The following is a 21,422-nucleotide window of genomic DNA, read 5'->3' as shown; positions in this document are numbered from 1 at the left end:
GTTCGGCGAATCCTCGTTACCGGACGATGCCGCGCACCGAGGCCGGAAGGTCACGCTTGCGACGATACGGTCCGACGACGGCGGCGCCGAACGGGCGCTGCAGCAGGACCCTCGCAACGTCGCGCACCTCGTCGGTGGTGACCGCGTCGATCTTGCTCAGGGTTTCGGTGATGCTGCGGTGATTGCCGTAGTTGAGCTCGCTGCGACCGATGCGGTGCATCCGGGAACCCGAATCCTCCAGCCCCAGAACCAGTCCGCCCCGCAGCGAGCCCTTCGCGCGGGCGCACTCGGCGTCGGTGATGCCCTCGGCTGCCACGTTCGACAGCACCTCGCGGATCACCGTGGTGACCTCGCCGAGGTTCTCCGGCTGGCACCCGGCGTAGATCGAGAACGCACCCGTGTCCGAAAACGTGTCGATGCCCGAGTACACGGAATACGCCAGGCCGCGAATCTCTCGCACTTCCTGGAACAGCCGGGAACTGAGCCCGCCGCCGACAGCGGCGTTGAGTACCGACAGCGCCCAGCGGTGGGACTCGTGCCGCCCGAACGCGCGCACCCCGAGCGAGAGGTGGACCTGTTCGCTGTCCCGGTTGGTCAGGCTGAGTGCCGGCTCCGTGCGCAGGCGCAGGGTGCCGGCGCGGCGGGGAGCCGGTTCGGACGCCGATTCGAGGTGCCCGGCGAACGCGCGCCGCACCAGTTCGACCGTGTGTTCGTGCTCCACGTTGCCGGCGACGGCGACCACCATGCGCGGCGGCGTGTAACGACGCACGTGGAACGAGTGGAGTTGGGTGCGGGTCATCGACTCGATGGATTCGACGCTGCCGATTACCGGTCTGCCGACCGGATGGTCGCCGTACAGGGCGGTCAGGAACGCATCGCCGAGGAGGTCTTCCGGGTCGTCGTCGCGCATCGAGATCTCTTCGAGGACCACTTGACGTTCCACGTCCACGTCGGAGGACCGGCAGCGGCCGCGCAGGACGACGTCACTGACGAGGTCGATGGCGAGCGGTAGGTCGTCGTCGAGCACGTGCGCGTAGAAGCAGGTGTGCTCCTTGGACGTGAAGGCGTTGAGTTCGCCGCCGACACCGTCCATCACCTGCGCGATGTCGAGAGCACTGCGCGACGGCGTGGCCTTGAACAGCAGATGTTCGAGGAAGTGGGCGGCCCCGGCGACGGTGGGTTGCTCGTCGCGTGATCCGACACCCACCCAGACGCCCACGGACGCGGATCGGACACCGGGAACGTATTCGGTGACCACCCGGAGCCCGCCGGGGAGCACGGTGCGCCGGACGCCGACATCCGGCTCGTGCAGTGTCGGCGCTTGGGTGAGTGCGGCAGTGCGGCTGCGATCGATCTTGGCCATGTAGTGGTTCAGCGGTCCTCGAAAGCTGGGCGTCGTCGAACGGCAAACTTTACACGCGGCGCCCGACAGCGGTTCACCAGCCTCGCCGAACTCGCGGACCACCACCGCGCAACATACAGCCGGGCCGCGGCTTTCAGCGTCGGGTGTGTCGGTGCCGGGTGGTGCCGGACCGCAGGTCGGTCGCCGCCAGCACGGCGATGCGCTCGGTGCGCTGGCCGGGCCGGATCAGCTCCCGCGCCTCCAGCATCCTCGTGCGGGACGCGAGCGCGGGACCGAACGGCACGTCCTCCGACGCGACGACATCCACCCGCAGTCCCCGCTCTTCCAGCATCGCCCGCGTCTTGTCCACCCCGTTGAGCGTCGACTGGACGAGGAGCAGGGTGCCGCCGGGAGCGAGGAGGTCCGGGGTTTCGCTGCAGATCCGGTCGAGCACGGCGCGCCCGTCGACGCCGCCGTCCCAGGCCTGCGCGAGGACCCGGCCCGGCCTTCCGTCGTCGGTCGCGGGCGCGTAGGGCGGGTTCGCCACCACCACGTCGAATCGAAGGGTCCGGACGGCGTCCACCAGGTCGCCCCGCACCACACGGATGGTCCGGCGGCGAAGTTTGGCGTTGAGCCACGTACTGATCGCGGCGCGGCGCGACACGTCGACCGCGGTCACCCAGCCGGCCCCCGCCGCGCACGCCTCGATACTCAACGCCCCTGTGCCACAGCAGAGATCGAGCACACGGGTGCCCGGTCCGAGATCTCGGGCGGCCAGCGCCTCGGCGAGCAGCCACGTGTCGCGCTGGGGGCGATACACCCCGGGTAGACGAACGAACATGATCGGCTCCCTCCCTCGCCGTTCCCTACAAGCGTGGCCAGTACCGCGAGTTACACGCAACTCGACACGGCCCAATTCACCCGTTGTTCACGTCCACCCCCTCTGCGCCATCGGGCCGGGGCCGAAACCGGGTACTCCTCCCCCGTGCCGCATTCCTACTCAGCTGATTCCGACGCCCCGGCGGACACCGCGTGGGCGCTCGTCGCCCGACCCGCGCGCTGGCCCGAGTGGGCGCCGCACGTACGCGGCGCGTGGGGTCTCGGATTCCCCGAAATCGAGGCCGGCAGATGCGGCGCGGCACGACTGCTCTGGATCGTGCCTGTTCCCGCATCCATCTCGGCCAAGACACCCGGCCGCTCCTGGACCTGGCGGGTGGGACCGATGACGCTCGATCACACCGTCGAGCCCCGCGGCACCGGTTCGCGGATCACGATGACGATGTCCGCACCGGGGCCACTCGATGCGGTGCTCGGCGTCACCTACGGCCCGGTCGTGCGGACTCTCGTCCGCCGACTCGCCCGCGTCGCCGGCGAACGCTAGGCCGGTCGTCGCAGGTACAGATCTCGCAGCAGCGCCACTTCGGCACCGTGGTGGATGACCTCGCGGTTGATATGCAACACCAGCGCCGCCATCGGATAGTCCGCGAACGGTCCCTCGCTGGGCCCGCACGGCTTGGCGAGACCGCTGGTTCCCAGGCCCCGTACGCCTTCACACCAGGCGTCGTACTGATCGTCGAGCTGAGTGAGCGCCTGCGCAGCGGTGCCGGCGTAGTCGAACGTCTCGTAGTCCATGGGCGGCCCGCCGAAGTGATTGCCGATCCGCATGCCGAAGACGCCGACGATGATGTGCCCGAGCCGCCAGGCGATGGTCGTGATCGGGGGCGGGTCCGGCGTGGGGAAGGCGAAGTCGATGGTGAACTCCCCGCTGCCGGCCTGCACGGGAGCCTGCGAGCGGCCTCTCGGCCGCACACTCCAGCAGTCCGGAGCCGGCTCCCAGAAATACTCGTCGTCGGTCAGACCCGCCAGCCGGGGGCGCAACTGGTGCTCCCAGTGCCAGCCGAGCTGATCGGCGAGTTCGTGCGGCCAGTCCATTCGATTCTTTCCTCTCCCGGTCGCCGACCGGACGTCGAATTTCTCGTGATTTGCTACTGCGCACCGTTCCGGATCCGAACACCCGGATGATCGGCCCGCAGATTCATCGCAGCCAGCGTGACCGTCCGTTCGATCCGCCGCTTCCTCGTGTCCGGCCCCGTTGGACATCGCCCGAAACCTCGCCGGCTGGGGCGCGATGGTCGAGGTGCTCGAACCGCGTGCGGTCCGCGCCGAACTCGCCCGAATCGGCGCGGAACTCACCCACCGGTACGCCGGCGAGGACGATCAGTCGCTCAGGTAGCGCTCCACGGTCGCGACCTTCGCCCGCAGTTGACCGCTCCGCGCCGGACGGATATCCGCCTTCAGCACCAGACTGACCCGCGGAAACTGTTCCAGCAGAACGTCCGTCGCACGCTTCACGACAGCCATCACTTCGTCCCACTCACCCTCCACGGTGGTGAACATCGACGTGGTCTCGTTGGGCAGCCCGGATTCGCGGACCACCCGCACCGCCGCGGCGACGGCAGCACCGACACTGTCGGAGTCCCCGCCCATCGGGCTGACGCTGAATGCCACCAGCATGCGCTCTCCTTGTCGTGGGAATAGATGACCACCATCGAATCACCTCGTCCCGGTCTTCGCTGCTACGCCGACGTTCCACAGACATACGTCGGGCGGCGACCCTGATCAAGGGGACGCCGCCCGCGAGCACGAACATCTGGTTACCAAGCTGCATGGTTGCGCGGGGTCAATGTGGCCTCGGCGTCGGGCATCCCCCCACCTGACGCAAGCCCACCGCGCTGAGCCCAGTTAGTGGGCCGTGCTTTTGCGTGGGTGCCTACAACTCGTGCTGGGCGCCACGACCGAGAGGTGGAATCTTCTCTTCCGGTCCGACCTTGGTCTGTCGTGGATCCGTACCTCAGGTCTACCCCGCATATCCAGATAAGGCAACGGACGCGAGTGGGAGCGCGCCGGCCGATGCCTCCGAACTAGGCCGTTCGGGGCAGGGACCCTGCATGCGTGCCGGCGTGTGCCTGCCGCCGCAGCGCCTCGAGATTCTGCCGCATCTGCGGCCGCATGTCCCGGTGCTGCGGCTGGAGGCGTGCGTAGAGCGAGAGCAGCGGGCGGTACGGCAGTACGTCGATCCGATACGAATGCGTCACCCGGGTCCCGTCGCCATCCGCACTGAAGGTGTATGACCAGGTGGTCGAGTCGTGGTACAGCGGGTTGCGCCGATCCGACACGGTGTGGAATTCGAATTTCCTGCCCGGATCGGCGGCGGCCACTTCGCAGACCCGGGACCATCGCATGTGATGCGCGCGGTTGCGTCCCCGGAATCGGGCGCCCACGGTCCCCGGCGACAGTCCCCGTAGCCACGCGCAACTGCGGCACTCGGGGCTGCGTTCGTTGATGCGGGTGACGTCGGCGACCATGTCGTACAGCTGCCGTGCCGGGACGTCGATCCACAGCTCCACCGAGCCCTCGGTGCGGGGTGGCTGGTGGATCCGGGGGCTCACGTCGAGGTCGGCGCCCCATCGGGCGGCGCACGCCCGCCGATACGGTCGCTTGAATACATGGAGCAGCATGAACCGGGTGGCGGGACCGACTTTGTGAACGGTGACGTCGTAATCTTCCCGATCGGCTCCGTCGACAATCCAGTGAGCTTCGATCCCCAGCTCCCGCTTGGTCTTCGAGGCGATGAACACCTGCTCTTCCACGTCGTCCCACCGACGACGGGTCAGGGTTCGGGCGACGACCGGCATCATCTCGTCCTCCTCACGCTGCAGATGAGGCAGCAGAACCTGTTCGAGAGCGGCGAGAGCATGCGAAAGTCCTTCTCGGGCAGTCGGATGCAGACGGTATTCGGTTGCCGCAGCGGTGACCCGCTCCATCTCGGGGCGGATCCGCGCATGGTCGGCGTCCATCGCGTCGAGCAGTGCCCCGGCGTCCGGGTTCAACTCACGGACCAGCGGCCACAGCCCACGGTCCTCACCGCTGTGGTGCAGGTGCAGGAAATGCATCATCCACACGAGATGATCTGCGAGGGCGACCCGTTGGGTCTGCGCGGGCGGAGGTGCTGTGCGCAATACCTGCGCAGCGCGAGCGATATCACGGCGCAGTGCGTTGTGGACGATGCGCATGATGCGAGTGTCGACAGATTGCAGAGTGTCGGTTGTCATGACCTACTCCAGACAATGACGCCGGTGTGTCACACCGGGCGGCCGAGGATTTCTTCGATGCGGTCGGTCAACCACGACTCGTAACGGACGGGACTCCAACCGCATTCGCCCACGAGCAGGGCGTAGACCTGGTCGTGGGTCTGGACCCACAGTTCGTCGACCTGACCCGGATCGGCGTGATGACCCAGGAACAGCTCTGCAACGTCGGCGACCGCGCGCCGGCGCTGCCCCTCCAGGTCGGCGGCCACCGCTGCGAGCGTGGCATCCGCTGTCGCACCCTGGCGAATTGCCACGGCCAGGCGGTAGGTGCGCTCGTTGATCGTGGCGATCAGGCGCGCGCCCGACTCGATGCGGTCACCGGTCGTGCGCCCCGCACCGATCGCCATGTAGACGGGCCGGTCGGCCAACGGCACCTGAGCGTCATCGCCGACGATGGCAACCTCCAGCGCCGCCTTCAACAAGTCGGCCTTGGATCCGAATGTCGCGTAGACGGTTTCGACGGAAACCGCCGCAGCCCGCGCGACATCCCGCACTCCGGTGCCGACCCAGCCGCGCTCGGCGAACAACCGGGTGGCGGCCTCGAGCACGACTGCCCGCGTCTGCGCTGCCTGCATGCGACGCAGCGGAGAGCGGTACCGGCGGGTCCCGGATCCGCCCGGCACCGCCGAGTCGGGCTCGACCGTTGCCATACCCAATTCTAGAACGCACGAGTTTTCAATACAACCCTGTTCAGGTGATTTCAGCGACGCGCCCGTCCGTGCCCGAACGCGGTCGAGGAACACCCTCTTCCAGCACACTGTGGCCGGTTGGAGAACCGCGATCGGCGCGGTGGTGCCGGCGACCGTGTACGCCGGGGCGGGGCAGCTCGCCGAAGACACCGCTGTCGGCGTCCGCGAGGACGCAATCGCCACCGCACCCTGATCCCACAGTGCAAGGAGAAGGCCGTGAGCACCGTCGATTCCGAACGCCCCACCTGACGTGGATGGCATGGCGGCGCCATTCGTGGCCCACCATCGCCGAAATGGGGCTGACGACGTATCTCGCGTTCGTCGTTCTGTTCCCACTGCCGTGGCTCGGCCTGCTCACGGGCGACGGCCTGGTGCTCGCCGGCCAGGGCTGATGCTCCCCGCAAGTTCCACACTCACAGCGGTATTAGACGTTTCGCCGACAGGAGTAGGCACGGGCGGACAGCACCGAGAAGGCATCGACGGTGACGCGTCGCCCGCCTGGCCGACTGTTCACTTGCCCGACTTGTCCTATCCGGGACTTTCGGCCTCGCGCGGTTGTCCGCGCGTCCTGTACAACTGAATAAGGGATGCCAGATTGTGACATGAACCACACCTGACCGTTACCTTACAACTCGATTACCTAGAGCTGAACACAAGGTTCCCGGGAACCCCGCAGTGGCAGTGCGGGTGTGCGAGCGGGGCCGGAAGGGACACCTCACATGCTGCTGCCGATGTCGCCGACCGATTCGCTGTTCCTCCTCGGCGAGTCGCGGGAACATCCGATGCACGTCGGCGGCCTGGCGGTATTCACTCCGCCGGACGGCGCCGACGCGGCCGACATTGGGGCGATGTTCGAGACGGCTGCAACCTCCGACGAGGTGGCACCGCTCTTCCGCAAGCAGGCCCGACGATCGGTAACCACCCTGGGACAGTGGGGTTGGGACACCGCGACCGACGTCGACGTCGATTACCACGTGCACCGCAACGCCCTCCCCCAACCGGGCGGCATGCCCGAACTGATAACCCTGGTGGCCCGACTACACGGAATTGCACTCGACCGGACCCGCCCACTGTGGGAGATGCACCTGATCGAAGGCCTCGCCGATGGCCGCTACGCGGTATACACCAAGATCCACCACGCCCTCGCCGACGGCGCATCGGCGATGAATTTGTTGCGCCGCAGCATGAGCGAGGACCCCACCCGCACGGGCATGCCCGCCCCCTGGCAACCCGCCACACCCGTGACCCCGACCGACACTGCCCCGCCAGAACCTGGATCATCGACGCCGACAAGCCTGCGTGGCCTACCGGGTCAGGTCCTGCGCGGCGCCCGCGACGCGTCGAGCGAGGTCGTCGGCCTGGCACCGGCACTGGCCGGCACCGTGGAACGCGCCCTTCGCGCCAAGGGCGGCCCGCTGTCCACGCAGGCACCGCACACGATTTTCAACGTCGCGATCGGGGGCGCCCGCCACTTCGCCGCCCGCACCTGGCCACTCGAACGGATACGACTGCTCGCCAAGCACGCCGACGCCACCGTCAACGACATCATCCTGGCGATGTCCGCAGGAGCACTGCGCGGCTACCTGCACGACCTCGGTGCGCTGCCGACCGATCCACTGATCGCGATGGTCCCGGTGTCCCTGCGCCCCAACACCTCCGGCACCGATGCGGAATCCGCGAACGGGAACCGGATCGGGGTCCTGATGTGCAACCTCGCCACCCACCTACCCGACCCCGCCCACCGCCTCGACACCGTGCGCACCTGCATGCGCGAAGGCAAACACGCCCTCCGCGCGATGAGCCCCACCCAAGTGCTGGCGATGAGCGCCGTCGGCGCCGCCCCCCTCGGTATCGAAATGCTCCTCGGCCGGCGAGGACCACAGCGGCCGCCGTTCAACCTGGTGATCTCCAACGTCGCCGGACCCGACACCCCTCTGTACTGGAACGGCGCCCGCCTCGACTCCCTCTACCCCTTGTCGATCCCGGTCACCGGACAAGCCCTGAACATCACCTGCACCAGCAGCGACGACCAGCTCGTATTCGGGTTGACCGGCTGCCGGCGCACCATCCCGGACCTGCACCACATGCTCGACCACCTCGACACCGAACTCGACGCCCTCGAACACGTCGTCGGCCTGTAACACCACCGACGCCACAACACCGGCGTCCGCCCAGGAGAAGGAATTCCATGAACATCCACAAGGCACTGCTTTTACTGCTACTCGGCGGCACCGCCGCCCTCCACACGATCCTCCACCGCCCCACCCCGCGCCACCGCGGACACGGCGTCCCCTTCCACGCCAACGGCTGACACAATCGATCACGCCACGCAGGTGGGTGGTCGCATGAGTCGATCCAGATCTCAGTGCCCACTCGGCCCGGTCAGCGCAGCAAATCTGACGCGAGCAGCCCCGTCCGAAGCGCTTCGTACTCGCCGTCGTCGAGAGCAAGTAGCGGGGACCTCACGGTTCTGTTCTGCAGGACAGCGAGCAACTGCAGCGCCCCTTTGATCGTCGTCGCACCGTAGTTGGGGACACCCATTACCGCACGCAGAGCCGGCTGCAGGCGGGCATTGATCTCCCGCGCGGTTTCGACGTCCCCCGAGAAGAAGGCCTCGATCATGGCGCGGATCTCGTCGCCCGCCACGTGACCGAGAACAGAGACGACCCCGCAGGCCCCGTACGCGAGGAAACCCAGGGTGAGGCTGTCGTCTCCCGAGTAAACCGCGTAGCCCAATTCGCGCAGCATGATCGCTTGTGTGGGGTCGCCGGCTGCATCCTTCACCGCGACCACGGACGGCCAGTCCGCCATCGCCTCGAATGTCGAGGGTGCCAGCTTGGTGCCGGCCCGGCTGGGAATGTCGTAGAGCATGACGGGGGCATCGACGGCATCCACGACGTAGCGAAAGTGTTGCAGTATCCCGCCTTGACTCGGCTTGTTGTAGTACGGCGTTACCAGCAGCAGCCCGTCGGCACCCTGCATGACAGCCTGGCGCGCCAATTCCAGCGTGTGGCGGGTGTCGTTCGTCCCCACCCCGGCAATGATCTTGGCGCGGTCGCCTACCGCGTCCTTGACCGCTCGCAGTATCCGACCATCTTCGGCGGTGGTAGTCGTGGCGGCCTCACCGGTTGTCCCGGAGACGACCAGTCCGTCGTGTCCGTGGTCGACCAAGTGCAGGGCGATTCGGGCAGTCGCCTCCTCGTCGATCTCGCCATCCACGGTGAACGCCGTAGCCATCGCGGTAAGTACGCGCCCGAACGGGGCGACAGGCGCTGACGGGAGTGTCATTGCCCCAGTGTATGCGCCATCAAACGGCGACAGCGTTGACCGAACCGGTTATTCACTGACTGCAACCACCAAGGTCGGCCGGCGGACGACGACCGCCACGGTCGTAGCCGTGACAACCGGTGAGCTGGTCGCGGCGGCCGTCGCGAAACGCCACCCTTTCGGACCGGCGGAAGAGTTCTCGATCATGCGGTGCGGCAACACGATCGGAGCACCGGGCTGTTCTGAGGTGGTTCTGGCACAGGATGTCAGGCCTGGAGAGATGGCATCGGTGAGTCGCGACGGCAGCGATCTGGTGGGCTCGGCCGATGCCGTCTCCGTCGCCCACGGCCGCATGCACGAGCTCACAACCGAATAGTCCCGGTGACTACCCACGGCAGTACCTCGTCGCGCGTAATACTGGGGTACCCGACCCTTCCGAGGAGACGCGACATGAGCCTGTACGCAGTAGTGGACCCGGCCACCGGGAAGACGGTGCGCGAATACCCGACTGCCACCGACGAGGAGATGCAGGCGGCGTTGTCCGCGGCGGACAAGGCGCACCGTGAGTGGTCGCGGCGCTCGACGATTTCCGAGCGGGCTGGACTGCTCACGCGAGTCGCCGAGTTACACACCGAACGCCGCGACGAACTGGCCAAGATCATCCAGCGGGAGATGGGCAAGCCACTCGATCAGTCGCTGGGGGAAGTGGACTTCAGCGCCGCGATCTACCAGTACTACGCCGACAACGCCGGGAAGTTCCTCGCCGACGAGCCCATCGACCTGGTCGAGGGCACCGGTTCCGCGCTGATCCGGCGGCGCTCGATCGGTGTGCTGATCGGCATCATGCCGTGGAACTACCCCTACTACCAGGTGGCCCGGTTTGCGGGTCCGAATCTGGCGCTGGGCAACACTATCGTGCTCAAACACGCACCGCAGTGTCCCGAATCGGCGGCGGCGCTGCACCAGATCTTCAGCGACGCCGGATATCCGGAGGGCGCCTACGTCAACGTCTACGCGACCAACGAGCAGATCGCCGACGCGATCGCCGACCCGCGAGTCCAGGGCGTGTCGCTGACCGGGTCCGAGCGTGCGGGTGCGGCGGTCGCCGAGATCGCCGGACGCAACCTGAAGAAGGTGGTGCTGGAACTCGGCGGTTCCGATCCGTTCATCGTGCTCAGTTCCGATGACCTCGATGCCACCGTCAAGGCGGCGGTGGAAGGTCGTTTCGAAAACACCGGGCAGGCCTGCAACGCTGCGAAGCGATTCATCATCGCCGAGGACCTGTACGACGATTTCGTCGGCAAGTTCACCACGGAGGTGCTCGCCTCTGCAGACGGCCTCGCGCCGCTGTCGTCGGTCGCCGCCGCAGACCGACTGGCCGAGCAGGTGCAGCAGGCGATCGCCGAGGGAGCCACCATTGCGTCCGAGGGTGAACGGCAGGGCGCCTTCTTCCCACCCGCAGTCCTGACGAATGTGTCACCCGATTCGCGCACGTACCGGGAGGAACTGTTCGGGCCGGTAGCGACCGTCTACAAGGCAGGCTCCGAGGCCGAGGCCGTCGAACTGGCCAACGACACCCCGTTCGGTCTCGGTTCCTACGTCTTCACCACCGACCCCGATCAGGCCGATCGTGTCGCCGACTCGCTGGACGCGGGCATGGTGTTCGTCAACGCCGTCGGCGCCGAAGGAGTCGAGCTGCCGTTCGGCGGTGTCAAACGTTCCGGTTTCGGTCGCGAACTCGGCAAATACGGGATCGACGAATTCGTGAACAAGAAACTCATCCGCATCAGCTGAACCATCGACTCCCGAGTTTCGACACGCTCGGGGTGGAGGTCGGTATCGACGCCTCTGGTGGTCTGGGGCTCGATGCCTTCAGCGGCGGACCGCGACAACGTCTTCGTCGAGGAATCCCTTCAACCCGCCGCTGAAGACATCGTTGTCGTCGCCGGCGACCATGTGACCGGCCCCGGTGACGTCGATCAGCTTCGCGGTCGGGATCAGCTCGAGCAGTTCCTTCGCGCCTTCCTCACTGACCACGTTGGATTGCTTGCCACGAACGAGCATCGTGGGAACGGTGATCGCGGCCGCGGCGTCCCGAGCGCGTTCGTATCGTACGATCGAGTCGGATTGGCGAGTGGGTTCGTCGCCGACGCGCAAGAACTCCGGATCCCAATGCCAGTACCAACGGCCATCACGCAGGCGAAGGTTCTTGCGCAGCCCCTGCGGGTTGGGCTTGCGGACACGGTTCGGGGTATACGCCGCGATCGCCGCTGCCGCGTCGTCGAGGCTCTCGAAACCCTCGAGGCCACTGCGCATGAAGGCCATGATCTCCGCGGTACCGCTCGTTTCGACCTTCGGCGCGATATCGACCAAAACCAGGCCGCGAGCGAGATCGGGATTCTCCCCCTGCCCGATCAACGAGGTCATACCGCCCATCGAGGCACCGACGAGTACCGGCTTCTCCCCCAGCTCTGTGATGACCGAGGTCAAGTCGGCGACCAACGCATCGATGCCGTAATCCCCGTCCGGTGCCCACTGACTGTCTCCATGCCCACGGGCATCCAGCGCAATGGCGGACCAGCCGTCCGCCGCGAGACTGCGTCCGGTGTTTCGCCAGGAATGCCGGGTCTGCCCGCCGCCGTGCAGCAGCAGGACCAGGCCCTTTCTGCCGACGCCTGATCCGCCGTCACCCGGCGTCGGTGGATCCCATCGGTCGCCGGCAAGCATGACACCATCACCGGTGAATTCGGATTGTGCGACTACGGGATCCATGGAGTTCCTCACCAACATCATCGAGTCGAGCATTCTCCACCATGGTGCACCACGGGGTGAACAGTAATTCACCCGGTGCGGGTGTTGTGCGCCGTTTTAGCCGTATGGCGGTGGTAAACCCCAGCTCGGCAGATGCGACGACTTCAGCCTTCTGCGCCCTCCCGCTCGTCGACAACGGTCCGCAGTGCGCGTATCGCGGCGGAGGCGGACGGCCAGCCGGCATAGAACGCGAGATGGGTGATGGCCTCGCCGATCTCCTCCGCGGCCAGGCCGTTGTCCAGCGCCTTCCCGAGGTGGAAGTGCAGCTGATCGGGGCGGCTTTGTGTCACCAGCGAGGCGATGGTCAACAGGCTGCGATCGCGCGGCGGCAGCTCGGGGCGAGTCCAGACGTCGCCGAACAGCACATCGTCAGTCAGCTCCACGAGTTTGGGGGCGAGCGAGCCGATCGCTTGCTGAGCCCTGGACGGTTGATCCACCATTGAGTCCTTCCGAATGGACTGCACAGGAACGTATTACGTCTGCTTCCACGACGGTCGAGGACTGCCCGTCATGCAATAATATATAATCTATCCAAATGCGATCGTCAAACTCCGTGCACCCGAGCAACCGATCACGATGCTCGACCCAGAGCCACGCCCTGTGCCCTCCACGGCACGCGGGGCCGCAACGCTGAGGGAGGTACTGCGATTGCCTGGAAGAGCAGGCCCCCCGCGAGCTCGGGTTCGACCTCGACCTCGACACCGACAACTGAGGAGCACATCATGGAGTTCATCACCCCCGTCCCCACGGGCAAGGGTCCGGCCGGACAATTCACCGGCGACGTCTGGTACGACATCATCTACGCAGGCGAGGAACCCTCGCGGGCGCGGACGAACATGGTTCGCTTCTCCCCCGCCGCCCGCACGTTCTGGCATCGCCATGTCCTCGGGCAAACCCTGCACGTCGTCTCCGGTGTCGCGCTGGTCGGTACGCGCGACGGTGTCGTCTTCGCAGCCCACCCGGGCGAGACCGTGACCTGTCCTGCCGGTGAGGAGCACTGGCACGGCGCCGCCGAAGACCGGTTCATGGAACACCTCGCGATCTGGGAAGGCGACGGATCCGGCACGCTGGAGACGACCTGGCTCGAGGAAGTCACCGACGAGCAGTACCACGCACCGCGCACCCGCCGCCCCTGAACAAGCCGAACACCACAAGAGGAGATCACCTGTGACCGACACGATGCGCGCACTCGTCGGCGGGATCGGCCCCGACTGGGTCCTCGAGGAGGTGCCCGTTCCGCAACCCGGACCGGGTCAGGTCCTGATCCGGTCCGGGTTGCGGCGACCAACAACGCCGACATCCCGATGCTCACCGGAGCCGACCCCACCGCGGGCGGGCACGGCAGGAAGTACATCGCAGGGTTCGAGTACGCCGGCGAGGTGGCCGCACTCGGCGAGGGTGTGGACACCTGGCAAATCGGTGACGCGGTGATGGGGTCGATCCCGTCGGCCTTCGCGGAGTACGTGGTCACCGACCACCGATTCGTCCTGCCCCGCCCGGAGGGACTCGACCCGGAGATCGCCTGCGCGTTGCCGACGGGCCTGCTCACCGAACACGGCGCGCTCACCACCGCCGGGTTCACGGCAGGGCAGAGCGTGCTGATCACCGGCGCCTCGACCGCGATCGGCCTCATCGGAGCCCAGATGGTCACGGCGTTGGGTGCCTCGCAGGTGATCGGCACGACGCGCAGCAGCGCCAAGCGGGACCTGCTGACCGGCGTCGGCGTCGATTCCGTCATCGTGACCGGCGAGCAGGACCTGACCGAGGCGACGCTCGCAGCCACCGACGGCCGCGGCGTGGACGTCGTGCTCGACCATGTCGCGGGGCAGACCTTCGCGGACTGCCTGCGGGCGACGAAGGAGGACGGTCACGTGGTCAACATCGGCCGCGTTTCCGGTCCGACCTCGACGATCGACATCGATCACCTGTCCTACCGTCACCTCACCGTCCACGGAGTGTCCTTCGGGTTCACCCGTGACTGGGAGATGTCCGCAGTCATCGCCGGCCTCCTGCCCGAGGTCCTTCCCGCCGTCGCCCGTGGTGAGATCCGTCCGGTCATCGACTTGACCGTGGAGTTCACGCAGTTCCAGCGGGCTGCCGATCGGCTGCGTTCCGGGGAGGCGCTCGGAAAGATCGTGATCACCCTTCTCTGACGACCGTTGCGGCAGTCGAGCCGCCAGTGACGAATTCGGCTACGCCGCGCCAGGACCCAGCGGCGGCTTCGATGCGCCATGATCGGATCGTGGCGATATTCAACGACTACGACAAGTACGCGTCGGCGTACGACGCCGACATCGAGGACAACGTGTACAACTCGTTGTACGAGCGCCCCGCGATGCTGGCGCTGGTCGGCGACGTCGCCGGCCGGAGGGTGCTGGATGCGGGCTGCGGCAGCGGTGTGCTGGCGCAGGCGCTCGTCGCCGCGGGCGCTGCAGTCACCGGCGTCGATGTCAGTACGAACCTGCTCGCAATCGCCCGAAACCGCCTGGGACCCGACGTCCCGTTGATCCAGGCAGATCTCGGCCGGCAGTTGCCCATCCGGTCGTCGACCTTCGACGTCGTCGTCGCGTCGCTGGTGATGCACTACCTCCACGATTGGTCGACGCCGTTGTCCGAGTTTCGACGGGTACTCGCGCCGGGCGGGTGCGTCGTCATCTCGACGCATCACCCGTTCGTGGACTTCAGGCCGTCCGGGCAGGGCGACTACCTCGGAACGTTCGAGTTCACCGAGGAATGGGTCAAGTCCGGCGAGACCTTCCTCATGAGGTTCTGGCACCGGCCGTTGCACGCAATGTTCGACGCCTTCACCGCGGCAGGATTCACCGTCGAACGCGTCTCGGAGCCGCGCCCCGGTACCGCTGTGCGTGATCGCTCCCCCGAACTCTTCGAGCAGCTCAGCCGTGAAGCCCCGTTCATCTTCTTCATCCTGCGCAGCGGCGGCCACCAGCCCATGCCGGCCGGGGAGACGCTGTCAGGGAATATGCATCAGCTTTCCGGCGAGGGTGAACAGGCGGCGGGCGAGCCTCATGACGGGCAGGCCCAGGGGAATCAGGAGGATCGTGACGCACAGTATCCCGCCGACGAGCCACACCACGGCCGCGACGATCCCCAGCACCGTGCCGAGTACGGCCGTGAGGATTCCCAGCACCACATCGAGCAGGCCCTTTAACAATCGCATGATGACCTCCTGGTTACAGTCTGCGCGCATGCGGACCGGATCGCACCTGCCGAAAGTGGCCTGCACCAGCGATGCTCGGTTGTGTCAGACCACCCGCTCGAGTGCGCGGACGTCTGCATCCAGTTTCCTGTACAGCCAGTAGACGGCGACGAACGCGAGCCCGGAGGCCGCGCACAATCCCACGACCGAATCGCGCCCCCTGCGGGACGATTTCAGAGCGCCACCGCCAGCGTGCCGACTCCCGGTCCGTCGAGGTCGTCCAGCGCCACCTTCCGGCCGGAGACGGCCAGAAGGAGTGACAGGGCGTTGCCGCTCACTTCCGGGCCGTCACCGATGGATACGTCGGCGTCCGCGGCCGTCAGCCGGACACGGGCGACAAGTTCCTTGGCGCCGCCGAAGGACGCCGGGGTGCGCGTCTGCAGGCGGAGCGATCTGACGACTGCCTCCGCCGGGTAGGAGCGGGTGAGACCCAGCGGTCGACGGATGTCCTCACCGTGGACGACCTCCTCGACGAGCCGGCTGTCGAGGGGCGCCGGGGGTGTCGACGTGCGCGACGCCACCCGGCGAAGCCGCTCCAGCGTCTCCTGCGGCGAGGCACCGCGTTCGCGTTCCACGCCGCGAGCGTTCTGGCGGTCGAAGTCGAACCGCGCCCGGGCGAGCCCGACCACGAACCCGAGGCGCGTCGTCCGAGCCGTGTCGACCAGGTGAGCGACCACGTCGTGGACCGTCCACTCGCCGCAGAGCGACGGCTCGTCCCACCGCTCGGCGTCGAGGTTCACGAGGTCGTCGATCAGCGCGGCACGCTCCGCGTGCACCATCGACCAGACATCTTCCACGGCTCTCTCCTTCGGTCGGACACATCGTCTACCGTGTAGGACTCCCCGATCCGCGGAAAATCGTCGGTCACCCGGTCGCGAATTCGACGTCCGGCAACTCGGGTTCGAGTGTCCGGTCAAGACCGGCGATCGTCACAGACTTCGGTTCGGCCGTCGAACGTACACGCGCACAGCGGGTTCGGTTCCGCTCCCCCGAACAGTGCGACCGCCAATCCCAGGACACCGATGCCGCCGGACAGCACGGCACCGAGCAGGAATACGTCAGTCATCAAGCACCCTCCCCCTTGTCTCTCGTCCCCCATTACAACAGGTCTGCCCTCGGATCGTAGCCCCGGCCCACCGGGGATTCACCGCGGCGGGTTTGCCTTCGGGAGAAGCGCGAGGACGAGGGCCAGCATCGTCAGGACGAGGACGAGCACGGCCACGCCGCCCCACTGCCCGCTCGCCCAGGCGATACCTCCGACCCAGCCGAACAGGCTGGATCCGGCGTAGTAGGAGACGTTGTACAGCGCCGTCGCCTGTGCACGGCCCGTTGTCGCATGCGCGCCGACCATGCCCGATGCGACGGCATGGCCGACGAAGAGTCCGGCGGTGACCGCGGCCAGACCGAGGAGGATCAGGATCAGCGATCCGTCGAGGCTCAGCACCGTCCCCCCGGCCATGAAGGCGCAGGCCAGCGCGAGCACGGTTCGGTGGCCGAGCCGTCCCACCAGCCAGCCCGCGGCGCGGGAGCCCGCAGTGCCCGCCAGGTATGCGAGAAAGATGAGCGACACCACCGTCGGCGCGAGATGATAGGGGGCCGTCTCGAGGCGGAAGGGAAGGTAGTTGAAGACCGCCACCATGCCGCCGACGAGCAGCGCACCGATGCCGAACAGTGCCAATAGCCGGACATCCCGTAGGTGAACGGCGAGCCTGCCGCCGGACGGGACGGAGGAGCGCCGCCCCCGCCCGGCGGGTAACAGCACGATCAGGACGGCCATCAGAATCGCCAGGCCCACTCCGAGAATCGCCAGCGCGGGACGCCACCCGAGATGATCCGCCACCGGGACGACCAGAAGCCGACCGCTCAGCCCACCCAAAGATGTTGCGGCAACGTAGGAACCGGCCAGCACCGCCGTCCGCGCCGGAGCCGCGACCTCGTGGAGCAGCGTCATCGCCAACGCGGGCAGTCCACCGAGCGCCACACCCTGCACGAAGCGTCCCGCCACCAGGGCCTCGAACGTGGGAAGCCAGGGGACGGCCACGGCGAGCAGCCCGGCGGACGCCGCCGCATACCGCATCGCGGTGGGACGTCCGACTCGATCCGAGAACCGGGCCCACGGCAACACCGACAACGCCAGCCCGAGGGTGGCCGCCGAGACCAGGAGCGACGCCTGTGCAGCACTGACGGAGGCGTCGTGCCCTATCTGCGTCAGAAGCCCTTGCGGCGCATACATCAACGCGAAGGTCGCCAGGCCCGCACACCACAGGGCCGCCGAGAGTCGGCGGTCCCGATTCGACTCCCTCGGCAGATCTCGCGAGGCCACCGGCTCGCGGGTGTCCCTCTCGGTGAAATGCGTAGCGGACATGCCTTCGACGGTAAGGACACGACCGATGAATCCAATGCATGTTGGGCGAAGAACTCATACAGTTGGATCATGAATAGTGAGGGGGTCAAGGCCCTGCTGCCGCACCTTCCCGTCCTGGTCGCCCTCGGCGAGGTCGAACACGTGACCGTTGCCGCCGCGATGCTCGGAATGCCACAGCCCACGGTCAGCCGGATAGTCCGCCGGCTGGAGAAGCAACTCGGCACACCCCTCCTGGAACCGGACGGGCGGGGCGTCCGGTTGACGGATGCAGGCCGGACGCTGGTGCCGTACGCGCAACGCGCACTCGAAGCGGTCGTGGACGGCCTCGACGCCGTCCGGACCCAGGACCGACGGACGCGTGCAACCGTTCGGATCGCCTTTCAGACGTCGCTCGGCGAGCACCTCGTGCCCGAGTTGATTCGGATCGTCCGCGCAGAGGATCCGGCGATCCGGTTCGTCCTCAGCCAGGGCGCGCGGCGCACGTGCCTGAACACCCTCGTCGACGGGGAGGCCGACATCGCCCTCGTTTCTCGTCTCAACCCTCCGCCGGACGGACTGACGGTCACGCCGCTGTTCGAACAGCCACTCGTCGTCCTGGTGACCTCCGACCACCCCCTGGCCGTCTCGACATCGACGACGATCCGCGACCTCGCATCCGAGCCGATCATCACGCTCAAGCCGTGCTACGGCCTCCGCGGATCCGTCGACGACCTGTTCGCACGGGCCGGCGCTCTCCCCACGATCGCGTTCGAAGGCGAGGACCTGCGGACCGTGTCCGGCCTGGTGGCGTCCGGCTTGGGCGTGGGCATCATGCCGGCCGCCGACACTCCCCCACCCGGCTGCGCGCAGATACGCCTCGACGATCCCCGGGCGACCCGGGACATCGGTGCCGCGCTGCTGCCCGGCGCCCCGCGATCCGCGGTCAGCACGGTGCTCACCGCCCTCGTCGCGCTCACCTCGACGGAGAACCGTCACGACGAGCAACCGAACCCGAGGGAGTCGACGTGAACCGCGAACATCTTCAACTGAACTACGGACTGCGATTCGACTGGGGTCTGCCGGGGGCGAAAGCCGTCGGGGCCGCCGCCGATGTCGCGGTCGTGGTGGACGTCCTCTCGTTCACCACCACCCTGACCGTGGCGGTCGACGCCGGCATCGACGTGCTGCCGTACCGATGGAACGACGATTCGGCGGAGCGCTACGCCCGCGAGTCGGACGCGGCCCTCGCCGTCGGGCGCAGCCGCGCGTCGAACGGGCAGATCAGCTTGTCGCCGAACACGATTCGACGCACCACCGCGCCGCGCAGGCTGGTCCTCCCCTCGCCGAACGGATCTAGCATCTGCTTCGAACTCGGCACCGGAGCCGGGGTGTGCGTCGGAGCGTCCCTACGGAATGCAACCGCGGTCGCCGGCTGGATCGCCCGGCACTGCCCGCCGACGTCGGTGGTGTCGGTGATCGCCGCCGGTGAGAAGTGGCCGAGCGGCGAACTCCGGCCGGCGATCGAAGACCTGTGGGGTGCGGGCGCCGTGATGTACGCACTGACCGCGACCGGCTGGGACGCCGAAGCGTCGCCGGAAGCACTGATGGCCATCGCCGCCTGGCGCGCCGTCGCGGACACCCTCCCGCAGTCCCTCGCGGCGTCTGCGTCGGGACGTGAATTGCGCGCAGCGGGATACCCGGAGGACGTCGCCATCGCCGCCGAAGTCGACCGGAGCACCGCCGTCCCGGTCCTCGAGGACCGCGTCTTCCGAGGACGGGAAGCCGGTTGACCGTCGGATGCGGCCGCCTCGATGTTCCGTTCGGGTGCCGAGCGTTCTCAAGCGCTGACGGTGACCGTCACATTGCCGACCTTGTGGCCCAGGTCGACGTATCGGTGTGCGTCGACGATCCGATCCAGCGGGAAGTTGCGATCGACGACGATGCGGAAACGGTCGGATTCGATCAGTTCCTTCACGTAGGCAAGTGCGCTCTTCTTCTCGACGGACATCCCCGGTCGAACGGTTCTTCCGCCGCGCACCGCGGTCCACGCACCGAGCGGCCAGTTGATCAGACCGGTCGTGGGGAGGTAACAGCCGTGCGGCGTGAGTGCCCGTCGGCATCGCGCGAACGAAGTCGGGCTGACGGTATCGAAGATGACGTCGTAGGCCTCGTGGTGTGAAGTGAAGTCTTCCGTGTGGTAGTCGACGACGTGGTCGGCTCCCAGGTCGGTGACCAGATCGGCGTTACGGGACCCGCACACCGCGGTGACTTCGGCGCCGAGGTGTTTGGCGAGTTGCACCGCGGCGGTTCCGATGCTCCCGGAGGCGCCGTTGACCAAGACGTGCCGGCCGCTACGGACGTGTGCCTTGTCGCGAAGGAAGTACAGCGCCGTCGAGGGGCCGTCGACCGCGGCGGCCGCCTCCTCGAAGCCGATGCGGGCGGGCTTCCGCTCGAGCGACGCGGACTCGGGCAAGCAGATGTATTCGGCGCACGCACCCAGATGGAATCCGGCGAATCCGAAAACCTGGTCGCCCGTGGCGAACCGGCGTACGTCCGCGCCCGCCGCTTCGATAATTCCGGAAAATTCGAGCCCGAGCATCCGCCGATTCCTCCGCGGCCGGGTGACGCCGAGGACGATGCGTCCCCAACGGGGCGACCCCCTGCGCATGAGGGTCTCGGCCCTCGTCACCGTCGTCGCGTGCACTCGCACCAGCACCTCGTCCGGCTTCGGTGTGGGTCGCGCAACATCACGGACGCTGAGGACTTCCGGTGGTCCGAACTCGGAGTACACGACTGCCTTCACCGGCAAATCCTCCTCCCGAAAGCTCGTCCGACATCGTCGCCGATCGATCCCATCATCGCTCATCCTCGGGCCTCGACGAGACTATCAACTCGAATCCACCGTGGTGCCCGACCCGGCCACCGGGCTACGACGGATCCGAACCTACTCATATCCCAGGGAAGATGCTCGCGCCCAACATATTTTGCGACGTCCGGAGCACTATCGCGGAGGTCCTGATCGACGGACGTGGACTGGTCCCGGGCCGCGTGGACATGGATTGCGTGCCTTCTCCGGGTCGCGCACAGTCACACCTCGAAGCGCCTATGCTGACCCGCACACGCACGCTCTCGTCGAGGGAGGCCCGGGATGTTCGTCCTGCTCCGGCACGCCCATGCGATTGGAAAGCAAGACTGGAGCGGGCCAGATGCCGACCGGCCCCTCAGCGCCCTGGGACGTGACCAGGCCGCCGGCCTCGTCGACACACTCGCCGGAGTCCAGCTACGCGTTCTGTACTGCAGCCCGACGACCCGGTGCCTCGACACACTCGCCCCCTTGGCCGCCGCCCGTCGCCTACCCATCCACGAACATCCGCTGCTCGCCCCCGATGCGGTTCCCGACGAACTGTGCGCCGCGCTGGACACCGTCGAACTCGCCGGCACCCTGTGGTGCACCCACGGCGAGGTCCTCACCGGGCTGGCGGCATGCACCCGCGCCGACGGAACACGCATGTACCCCATCGGGCAGACTGCGAAGGGCGGAGCCTGGCTGCTGAATGCACATGCCCCACCGCGCTATATCGCGCCCGTCCCACCGCAGTAG

General features: G+C 67.3%; 26 protein-coding genes and 2 pseudogenes. 14 read left to right on the top strand and 14 right to left on the bottom strand.

The window, feature by feature from the left end:
* Positions 1 to 16 precede the first annotated feature (16 nt).
* Positions 17 to 1,363 carry a pitrilysin family protein gene (locus tag CA951_RS04830; protein WP_087555765.1) on the bottom strand — a complete coding sequence of 449 codons (1,347 nt, stop codon included), beginning with the start codon at positions 1,361 to 1,363 and terminating at the stop codon, positions 17 to 19.
* Positions 1,364 to 1,496: 133 nt separating this feature from the next.
* Positions 1,497 to 2,183: a HemK2/MTQ2 family protein methyltransferase gene (locus CA951_RS04825; RefSeq protein ID WP_087555764.1), complete on the bottom strand. Its 687-nt coding sequence runs from the start codon at positions 2,181 to 2,183 to the stop codon at positions 1,497 to 1,499.
* A 144-nt stretch (positions 2,184 to 2,327) separates the two neighbouring features.
* Here CA951_RS04825 and CA951_RS04820 point away from each other — a divergent pair, with 144 nt between their 5' ends.
* Positions 2,328 to 2,723: an SRPBCC family protein gene (locus CA951_RS04820; protein WP_087555763.1), complete on the top strand. Its 396-nt coding sequence runs from the start codon at positions 2,328 to 2,330 to the stop codon at positions 2,721 to 2,723.
* Here CA951_RS04820 and CA951_RS04815 read toward each other — a convergent pair.
* Positions 2,720 to 3,274: a DinB family protein gene (locus CA951_RS04815; protein ID WP_087555762.1), complete on the bottom strand. Its 555-nt coding sequence runs from the start codon at positions 3,272 to 3,274 to the stop codon at positions 2,720 to 2,722. The two genes, CA951_RS04820 and CA951_RS04815, sit on opposite strands and share 4 nt — an antisense overlap.
* 145 nt (positions 3,275 to 3,419) lie before the next feature.
* Here CA951_RS04815 and CA951_RS42705 point away from each other — a divergent pair.
* Positions 3,420 to 3,575 (top strand): annotated as a pseudogene (locus CA951_RS42705) (WYL domain-containing protein); the annotation flags it as partial.
* Here the strand turns inward: CA951_RS42705 and CA951_RS04810 are convergent.
* From CA951_RS04810 to CA951_RS04800, 3 genes are all read right to left on the bottom strand, one after another.
* A complete protein-coding gene (locus CA951_RS04810) occupies positions 3,560 to 3,856 on the bottom strand; it encodes an MTH1187 family thiamine-binding protein (RefSeq protein WP_087555761.1) in 297 nt (98 codons plus the stop codon). The pseudogene CA951_RS42705 and the gene CA951_RS04810 sit on opposite strands and share 16 nt — an antisense overlap.
* A gap of 407 nt (positions 3,857 to 4,263) precedes the next feature.
* A complete protein-coding gene (locus CA951_RS04805; RefSeq protein ID WP_087555760.1) occupies positions 4,264 to 5,454 on the bottom strand; it encodes a hemerythrin domain-containing protein in 1,191 nt (396 codons plus the stop codon).
* 29 nt (positions 5,455 to 5,483) lie between these two features.
* Positions 5,484 to 6,143, bottom strand: a complete 660-nt coding sequence (locus CA951_RS04800) for a TetR/AcrR family transcriptional regulator (protein ID WP_087555759.1) — start codon at positions 6,141 to 6,143, stop codon at positions 5,484 to 5,486.
* 109 nt (positions 6,144 to 6,252) lie between these two features.
* On the opposite strand from CA951_RS04800, the gene CA951_RS44035 reads away from it, so the two are divergent.
* From CA951_RS44035 to CA951_RS44030, 4 genes are all read left to right on the top strand, one after another.
* On the top strand, positions 6,253 to 6,375 hold the full coding sequence (locus CA951_RS44035) for a hypothetical protein (RefSeq protein ID WP_256973330.1): 123 nt from the start codon (positions 6,253 to 6,255) through the stop codon (positions 6,373 to 6,375).
* Between the two features lie 61 nt (positions 6,376 to 6,436).
* Entirely contained in the window at positions 6,437 to 6,574 is a 138-nt protein-coding gene (locus CA951_RS04795) for a hypothetical protein (protein WP_179220112.1), read from the top strand.
* Positions 6,575 to 6,901: 327 nt separating this feature from the next.
* The gene (locus tag CA951_RS04790; protein ID WP_087555757.1) at positions 6,902 to 8,323 is read left to right on the top strand and encodes a wax ester/triacylglycerol synthase family O-acyltransferase; all 1,422 of its coding nucleotides are present in this window, start codon (positions 6,902 to 6,904) and stop codon (positions 8,321 to 8,323) included.
* A 47-nt stretch (positions 8,324 to 8,370) separates the two neighbouring features.
* Positions 8,371 to 8,493 carry a hypothetical protein gene (locus CA951_RS44030; protein ID WP_256973329.1) on the top strand — a complete coding sequence of 41 codons (123 nt, stop codon included), beginning with the start codon at positions 8,371 to 8,373 and terminating at the stop codon, positions 8,491 to 8,493.
* A 71-nt stretch (positions 8,494 to 8,564) separates the two neighbouring features.
* Here CA951_RS44030 and dapA read toward each other — a convergent pair whose 3' ends face one another.
* The gene (gene dapA, locus CA951_RS04785) at positions 8,565 to 9,470 is read right to left on the bottom strand and encodes a 4-hydroxy-tetrahydrodipicolinate synthase (protein WP_087555756.1); all 906 of its coding nucleotides are present in this window, start codon (positions 9,468 to 9,470) and stop codon (positions 8,565 to 8,567) included.
* 109 nt (positions 9,471 to 9,579) lie between these two features.
* Here dapA and CA951_RS04780 point away from each other — a divergent pair, with 109 nt between their 5' ends.
* Together CA951_RS04780 and CA951_RS04775 are read left to right on the top strand one after the other, a co-directional pair.
* Positions 9,580 to 9,825 carry a hypothetical protein gene (locus CA951_RS04780; protein ID WP_087555755.1) on the top strand — a complete coding sequence of 82 codons (246 nt, stop codon included), beginning with the start codon at positions 9,580 to 9,582 and terminating at the stop codon, positions 9,823 to 9,825.
* Between the two features lie 74 nt (positions 9,826 to 9,899).
* Positions 9,900 to 11,243 (top strand): NAD-dependent succinate-semialdehyde dehydrogenase, encoded by a 1,344-nt coding sequence (locus CA951_RS04775; RefSeq protein WP_087555754.1) that lies wholly within the window; start codon positions 9,900 to 9,902, stop codon positions 11,241 to 11,243.
* Between the two features lie 78 nt (positions 11,244 to 11,321).
* Here the strand turns inward: CA951_RS04775 and CA951_RS04770 are convergent, their stop codons facing one another.
* Positions 11,322 to 12,221 carry an alpha/beta fold hydrolase gene (locus CA951_RS04770; RefSeq protein WP_087555991.1) on the bottom strand — a complete coding sequence of 300 codons (900 nt, stop codon included), beginning with the start codon at positions 12,219 to 12,221 and terminating at the stop codon, positions 11,322 to 11,324.
* Positions 12,222 to 12,364: 143 nt separating this feature from the next.
* Complete coding sequence (locus CA951_RS04765; protein WP_087555753.1) at positions 12,365 to 12,700, bottom strand: carboxymuconolactone decarboxylase family protein; 336 nt, start codon at positions 12,698 to 12,700, stop codon at positions 12,365 to 12,367.
* A gap of 282 nt (positions 12,701 to 12,982) precedes the next feature.
* On the opposite strand from CA951_RS04765, the gene CA951_RS04760 reads away from it, so the two are divergent.
* From CA951_RS04760 to CA951_RS45055, 3 genes and pseudogenes are all read left to right on the top strand, one after another.
* Positions 12,983 to 13,396: a cupin domain-containing protein gene (locus tag CA951_RS04760; RefSeq protein ID WP_087555752.1), complete on the top strand. Its 414-nt coding sequence runs from the start codon at positions 12,983 to 12,985 to the stop codon at positions 13,394 to 13,396.
* Between the two features lie 168 nt (positions 13,397 to 13,564).
* A complete protein-coding gene (locus CA951_RS04755; RefSeq protein WP_256973327.1) occupies positions 13,565 to 14,413 on the top strand; it encodes a zinc-binding dehydrogenase in 849 nt (282 codons plus the stop codon).
* Between the two features lie 71 nt (positions 14,414 to 14,484).
* Positions 14,485 to 15,078, top strand: a pseudogene (locus CA951_RS45055) (class I SAM-dependent methyltransferase); the annotation flags it as partial.
* A 153-nt stretch (positions 15,079 to 15,231) separates the two neighbouring features.
* Here the strand turns inward: CA951_RS45055 and CA951_RS04745 are convergent.
* The 4 genes from CA951_RS04745 to CA951_RS04735 all read right to left on the bottom strand — a co-directional run bounded on the left by CA951_RS04745 (position 15,232) and on the right by CA951_RS04735 (position 17,842).
* A complete protein-coding gene (locus CA951_RS04745; RefSeq protein WP_087555990.1) occupies positions 15,232 to 15,438 on the bottom strand; it encodes a hypothetical protein in 207 nt (68 codons plus the stop codon).
* A gap of 212 nt (positions 15,439 to 15,650) precedes the next feature.
* On the bottom strand, positions 15,651 to 16,274 hold the full coding sequence (locus CA951_RS04740) for a maleylpyruvate isomerase family mycothiol-dependent enzyme (protein WP_087555751.1): 624 nt from the start codon (positions 16,272 to 16,274) through the stop codon (positions 15,651 to 15,653).
* 116 nt (positions 16,275 to 16,390) lie between these two features.
* Positions 16,391 to 16,543, bottom strand: a complete 153-nt coding sequence (locus tag CA951_RS43295) for a hypothetical protein (protein WP_179220111.1) — start codon at positions 16,541 to 16,543, stop codon at positions 16,391 to 16,393.
* A gap of 78 nt (positions 16,544 to 16,621) precedes the next feature.
* A complete protein-coding gene (locus tag CA951_RS04735) occupies positions 16,622 to 17,842 on the bottom strand; it encodes an MFS transporter (protein ID WP_087555750.1) in 1,221 nt (406 codons plus the stop codon).
* Positions 17,843 to 17,911: 69 nt separating this feature from the next.
* On the opposite strand from CA951_RS04735, the gene CA951_RS04730 reads away from it, so the two are divergent.
* Positions 17,912 to 18,850 (top strand): LysR family transcriptional regulator, encoded by a 939-nt coding sequence (locus CA951_RS04730; protein WP_087555749.1) that lies wholly within the window; start codon positions 17,912 to 17,914, stop codon positions 18,848 to 18,850.
* Positions 18,847 to 19,611 (top strand): 2-phosphosulfolactate phosphatase, encoded by a 765-nt coding sequence (locus CA951_RS04725; RefSeq protein WP_087555748.1) that lies wholly within the window; start codon positions 18,847 to 18,849, stop codon positions 19,609 to 19,611. The genes CA951_RS04730 and CA951_RS04725 overlap by 4 nt, the downstream gene beginning before the upstream one ends.
* A gap of 47 nt (positions 19,612 to 19,658) precedes the next feature.
* Here the strand turns inward: CA951_RS04725 and CA951_RS04720 are convergent, their stop codons facing one another.
* A complete protein-coding gene (locus CA951_RS04720) occupies positions 19,659 to 20,624 on the bottom strand; it encodes an NAD(P)-dependent alcohol dehydrogenase (RefSeq protein WP_087555747.1) in 966 nt (321 codons plus the stop codon).
* A 345-nt stretch (positions 20,625 to 20,969) separates the two neighbouring features.
* Between CA951_RS04720 and CA951_RS04715 the strand changes: the two genes are divergently transcribed.
* Positions 20,970 to 21,422 carry a histidine phosphatase family protein gene (locus tag CA951_RS04715; protein ID WP_087555746.1) on the top strand — a complete coding sequence of 151 codons (453 nt, stop codon included), beginning with the start codon at positions 20,970 to 20,972 and terminating at the stop codon, positions 21,420 to 21,422.

The sequence above is a fragment of the Rhodococcus sp. NCIMB 12038 genome (genome assembly GCF_002165735.1).
GTDB lineage: Bacteria > Actinomycetota > Actinomycetes > Mycobacteriales > Mycobacteriaceae > Rhodococcus_F.
Note: the sequence above shows the minus strand (reverse complement) of the source record. Positions and strands in the feature narration are given on the sequence as shown.